Below are 5,143 nucleotides of genomic sequence, written 5' to 3'. Positions count from 1 at the left end.
GATCTTGCGCGCGACCATGGTCAAGATCGCCGATGGCGAAAGCTTCAAGATGCCCGCCACCATCGACGATCCCGCGATCTTGGATGAAATCCGCGCGGCGCTGGCTGGCTTGGGCTATCCCGCCAAGGCGTGATCGCACGTGATCACGGCCCATCCACCGCCGCGCTTGGCCGTGGGTGGGCGGGCTGATAGACTGCATGGTGAGTGTGCAGAGGTAATGGTGTTATGGCCGAGCGTTTCATGGCCCCCGAGCAAATGCCCGATGCTGCGCGTGTCGATACGCGCGCAGATGCCTTGCAATTGTTCAGCCATGACATCCGTTCAGCCATGTCCGATGTGATCGGCGGGCTGCGGCTGCTGGATCGCCACAGGCTTGCACCCGAAGAGCGGTTGCAGATCGACCGTGTGCAGGCGGCCGCCGATACTTTGGCCGGTCTGGTCGATGGTGCGCTTCTGGTCGCGGCCGGGGATCGGCTTTTCCAATATGAAGAACCGGGGTTTTACCTCGATGACTGGCTTAACGCGCTGGGCGGGCGCTGGTCGGGCAGGGCGCGTGCGGCCGGTGCGACCTTTGCGATCGAGCGCGGCGCCGACCTGCCATTGGCTGTGGCGGTGCCGCAGTTGATGCTGGACCGGATCATCGGCAACCTGATTTCCAATGCTTTGCTGCATGCGCCGGGCGTGCCGGTGATGCTGCGCGTCGCGGCGCTGTCCGATCAGGGGGTCCAGATGACCATCCGCGATCGCGGCCCCGGTTTTGCGCCGCAGATCTTGGCGCTGATGCGCGACGGGGCCGACATCGGGCCGCATGGCCCGCATGCGGGTGCGGGGTTGGGCCTGCGCATCGCGGCAAGCCTGTCGGCCGAGATCGGCGCGCGGTTGATGTTGTCCAATCATCGCGATGGCGGGGGCGAGGCCTGTGTGATCTTGCCCGCTGCGGTGATCGCGCCGATCCATCCGCGCCGCGATGCCGATACGCCCCCCGATCTGGATGGGCTGCGCATTCTGGTCGCCGAGGACAATCTGACCAATCAAACCATCTTGCGCCAGCTCCTTGGCCGGATGGGGGCCGAAGTCACCTGTGTCGCCGATGGGCTGGCGGCACTCGATGCGCTGTCGCACGAGGTCTTCGACATCGCGTTGATCGATATCGAAATGCCGCGCCTTTCGGGGCTTGAGGTGATGACCTGCGTGCGCGCGCGCAAGGATGCGGTGGCGATGATGCCGATGGTGGCACTCACCGCCTATGTGCTGCGCGACAATCGCGAAGCGATCTACTCGGCGGGCGCTGATGGTATCATCGGCAAGCCGATTTCATCGGTGGCCGATTTCGGGCGCGCGATCTTGCGCTATGCCGGCCGCCCCTCCGGCCTGCCCGAACCCGAGGATGTGCTGAGCGACGAGATGGGGGCGACGGGCTTCGGCAAGGTGTTGGACCAAGAGCGCTTCGCGGCCTTGCTGGCCGTCGCGGGTGCCGAGGGCGCGCCGGAATTGCTGATGCGCTTGCAAGAGGATCTGGACGCGGTTCTTGCTGCGCTCGACCGTGGGATCGCGGCCACCGATCTGGCCGAAATTCGAAGCCAGACCCACATCCTCATCGCGCTGTCGGGCGCTGTTGGCGCCGAACGCCTCTACCGCTTGGCCGAAGTGCTCAATATCGCGGCCAAGCGGCGCCGGGTCGATGATCTTGCAGCACTTTATGCGCCTTGCCGGGCCGATCTGCAAAGCTTGATCGCGACCGTGGCTGGTCATGCCGCGCGCATCCCGCCCCCCATCCAGAATGCATAACCCGTGCTGCACGGCCTTGCGCTGGCCTGCGCTGCGCACCAGACTGGGCGCACCCAAGCAAGCGCCGCAGAAAGGTCCATGCCATGTCGCTGATCCAAGATGCCGCCCGCGTGCGCGAAAACGCCCACGCCCCCTATTCCGGTTTCAAGGTGGGCGCGGCCATCCGTTCGGTCGAGGGGCGCGTGCATCTGGGCTGCAATGTCGAAAATGTGGCCTATCCCCAAGGCACCTGTGCCGAGGCCGGTGCCATCGCCGCGATGATCGCCGCGGGTGACCGCCGTATCGCCGAGGTCGCCGTGATCGCCGATTGCCCGGCCCCCGTGCCGCCCTGCGGCGGGTGCCGCCAAAAGCTTGCGGAATTCGCGGCGGGCGATGTGGTCGTGACAATGGCCACCACCTCGGGTGCGACATTGCGGATGACGGTGGCCGCGCTCTTGCCCGGTGCCTTTGACGCGGGCTTCATGGTCAACGCCGAAAAGGGCGTATCGTGATCGATGCCAGATCCATCCTTGCCCGGCTGCGTGATGGTGAGACACTGCGCGAGGCCGAGATTTTCTGGTTCGCCGAAGGGCTGGCCACGGGGGAAGTGACCGATGCACAGGCGGGCGCATTCGCCATGGCGGTCTGTGCGCGTGGGCTGGGGCCGAAGGGCCGGGTGCAACTGACTACCGCCATGCGCGAGTCGGGCCGCGTGCTGAAATGGAACCTCGACGGGCCGGTCATCGACAAGCATTCGACGGGCGGTGTGGGCGATTGCGTCTCGTTGATCTTGGCACCGGCCTTGGCGGCCTGCGGGGCCTTCGTGCCGATGATCTCGGGGCGCGGGCTTGGCCATACGGGGGGCACGCTTGACAAGCTCGAGGCGATCCCCGGTTACCGCACCCAGGTTTCGGCCGATGATCTGCAAGAGCTTGTGGCCGATATCGGCTGTGCCATCGTCGGGGCGACCCATGATCTGGCCCCCGCCGACAAGCGGCTATACGCGGTGCGCGATGTGACGGGAACGGTCGAAAGCATCGACCTGATCACCGCCTCGATCCTGTCCAAAAAGCTGGCCGCCGGGCTCGAGGCATTGGTGCTTGACGTCAAGATGGGTTCCGGCGCCTTCATGGGCACCCAGGACGAGGCGCTGGCCTTGGCCCAAGCGCTTGTCGATACAGCCCAAGGCGCGGGCTGCATGACCACCGCGCTGATCACCGACATGAGCCAACCGACCGTGCCTGCGGCGGGTAACGCGCTGGAGGTGATCGAGGTGATGGAGGTGCTGACCTCGGGCGATCTGGCCTCGCCCTTGGCCAAGCTTGCGCAGGCCCTGGGCGGCGAGGTGTTGGCGCTGGGCGGGCTGGCCGCTGACGCCGCCGATGGTGAGGGGCGCATCGCCGAGGCGCTGACCTCGGGCGAGGCGGCCGATGCCTTTGGCGAGATGGTGGCGGCTTTGGGCGGCCCGCATGATTTCACCGATCGTTGGCGCGACCGGCTGCCAGCTGCGCGGGTGATGGTCGATGTCCACCCGGGCGAGGCGGGCTATATCGGCCAGATCGACACCCGCGCCTTGGGCGAAGTGGTGGTGCGCTTGGGCGGCGGGCGGCAAAAACAGGATGACAAGCTCGATCTTGCAGTGGGGCTCAGCGATATCGCGCGGCTGGGTGAGACTGCCGATAGCGCCCGGCCCTTGGCGCGAATCCATGCCGCCAGCGAGGCGGCGGCGCGCGCTGTTGCGGGCGATGTGCGGCGCGCCTTTGTGCTGACCGATACCGCCCCCGTTCTGCCGCCGCTCATCCATGAAAGGATCGGCTGATGGCGCGCGCCTTTCTGGTGGTGATGGATAGCCTCGGGGTTGGCGGCGCGCCCGATGCGGGCGGCTATTTCAACGGCGACCTGCCAGACACAGGCGCCAATACGCTGGGCCATATCGCCGAGGCTTGCGCAGCGGCCCGCGCCGATCTGGGCCGTGCGGGGCCGTTGCGGCTGCCCCATCTCGACGGATTGGGGCTGGGCGCGGCGCTGCGGCTGGCCTCGGGCGCGCGGGGGCCTGGGTTGGAGGCCGACCCCGTGGGGCTGTGGGGTGTGGCCCAAGAGGTGTCCAAGGGCAAGGACACCCCCTCGGGCCATTGGGAATTGGCGGGCCTGCCCGTGCCGTGGGACTGGGGCTATTTCCCGAAAACCACGCCCTGCTTCCCCGATGACATCGTGGCCGAGGTGATGCGCCTTGCCGGCACAAATGGCATCTTGGGCAATGAACATGCCAGCGGCACCGAGATCATCGACCGCCTTGGTGCGGCGCATCAGGAAACCGGCTGGCCGATCTGCTATACCTCGGTCGACAGCGTGTTCCAGATCGCGGCCCATGAGGAAAGCTTCGGCCTCGACCGGCTTTTGGCGCTTTGTGCAGCACTTGCCCCCATGCTGCATCAGCGCCGGATCGGCCGCGTGATCGCGCGCCCCTTTGTCGGGGCAGCGGGCCGGTACAGCCGCACCGTCAATCGCCATGATTACGCGCTGGCACCACCCGGGCCGACGCTTCTGGACCGGGCGCAGGCGGCAGGTCGCACCACCTATACCATCGGCAAGATCCGCGACATCTTTGCCGGGCGGGGGGTGGATCACGCGGTGACGGGGGCGGACCACGACCTGATGGGGCATCTGGCCGAGCATATCGCGACCGCAAAAGACGGCAGCCTGACCTTCGCCAATTTCGTCGAGTTCGACAGCCTCTACGGCCACCGCCGCGATGTGGCGGGCTATGCGCGGCATCTGGAATGGTTTGATGCAGAACTTGGGCCGATCCTGTTGGCGCTCAGGCCTGATGATCTGATGATCCTGACCGCCGATCACGGCAATGATCCCACATGGCCCGGTACCGACCACACCCGCGAACGCGTGCCCGTGCTTGCCAAGGGCCCCTATAGCGGGCAGATCGGCATCCGTGCCTTTGCCGATGTGGGGGCGTCGCTGGCCGCCCATCTGGGCTTGCCCGCCCAAGAGCTTGGCCAAAGCTTTCTGTGAGGGGACATGACCACCGAACCCACCCATTACATCGTCGGCATCGGGTCAGAACTGATCTATTTCCTCATGACATTGATCGTGGTCACGCTGGCGGTGCGCTATATCGGCCCGCTGATAGGGCGGCCGCGCACGCCGTGGCGGGGGGCCATGCTGTTTGGCTTCATCATCGCGGCCATCGGCTGGCTGATCGGAGCGTAGGATGAAAGACATCCCCAAGGTCGAACTTCACCTGCATCTTGAAGGAGGGGCGCCGCCGGCCTTCATCCGCGGGATCGCGCGGGAAAAGAATGTCGATCTCTCGGGCATCTTCCGCCCCGATGGCGGCTATGCCTACCGTGATTTCTGGCAT

5 protein-coding genes and 1 pseudogene are annotated in these 5,143 nt (G+C 66.1%); all 6 read left to right on the top strand.

Annotation, left to right across the window (positions count from 1 at the left end; genetic code table 11):
- Nucleotides 1-225: 225 nt before the first annotated feature.
- Nucleotides 226-1,788: a hybrid sensor histidine kinase/response regulator gene (locus ACTG4J_RS14605; protein WP_439140468.1), complete on the top strand. Its 1,563-nt coding sequence runs from the start codon at nucleotides 226-228 to the stop codon at nucleotides 1,786-1,788.
- 83 nt (nucleotides 1,789-1,871) lie between these two features.
- Nucleotides 1,872-2,279 carry a cytidine deaminase gene (locus ACTG4J_RS14600; protein WP_439140467.1) on the top strand — a complete coding sequence of 136 codons (408 nt, stop codon included), beginning with the start codon at nucleotides 1,872-1,874 and terminating at the stop codon, nucleotides 2,277-2,279.
- A complete protein-coding gene (locus ACTG4J_RS14595; protein WP_439140469.1) occupies nucleotides 2,279-3,586 on the top strand; it encodes a thymidine phosphorylase in 1,308 nt (435 codons plus the stop codon). Before ACTG4J_RS14600 ends, ACTG4J_RS14595 begins: the two co-directional genes overlap by 1 nt.
- Complete coding sequence (locus ACTG4J_RS14590) at nucleotides 3,586-4,794, top strand: phosphopentomutase (protein WP_439140466.1); 1,209 nt, start codon at nucleotides 3,586-3,588, stop codon at nucleotides 4,792-4,794. Before ACTG4J_RS14595 ends, ACTG4J_RS14590 begins: the two co-directional genes overlap by 1 nt.
- A gap of 6 nt (nucleotides 4,795-4,800) precedes the next feature.
- Complete coding sequence (locus ACTG4J_RS14585; protein WP_439140465.1) at nucleotides 4,801-4,992, top strand: hypothetical protein; 192 nt, start codon at nucleotides 4,801-4,803, stop codon at nucleotides 4,990-4,992.
- Nucleotide 4,993: 1 nt separating this feature from the next.
- Nucleotides 4,994-5,143, top strand: a pseudogene (locus ACTG4J_RS14580) (adenosine deaminase); the annotation flags it as partial.

It is taken from the genome of Roseicyclus sp. (assembly GCF_965662675.1).
Taxonomy (GTDB): Bacteria; Pseudomonadota; Alphaproteobacteria; order Rhodobacterales; family Rhodobacteraceae; genus Roseicyclus.
This window is presented reverse-complemented; position numbering and strand designations above follow the sequence as displayed.

Excerpts from the sequence above, each read along its gene's own strand:
- ACTG4J_RS14585 (WP_439140465.1), top strand. The coding sequence starts at position 4,801 with ATGACCACCGAACCCACCCATTACATCGTCGGCATCGGGTCAGAACTG.
- ACTG4J_RS14605 (WP_439140468.1), top strand. The coding sequence starts at position 226 with ATGGCCGAGCGTTTCATGGCCCCCGAGCAAATGCCCGATGCTGCGCGT.
- ACTG4J_RS14590 (WP_439140466.1), top strand. The coding sequence starts at position 3,586 with ATGGCGCGCGCCTTTCTGGTGGTGATGGATAGCCTCGGGGTTGGCGGC.
- ACTG4J_RS14600 (WP_439140467.1), top strand. The coding sequence starts at position 1,872 with ATGTCGCTGATCCAAGATGCCGCCCGCGTGCGCGAAAACGCCCACGCC.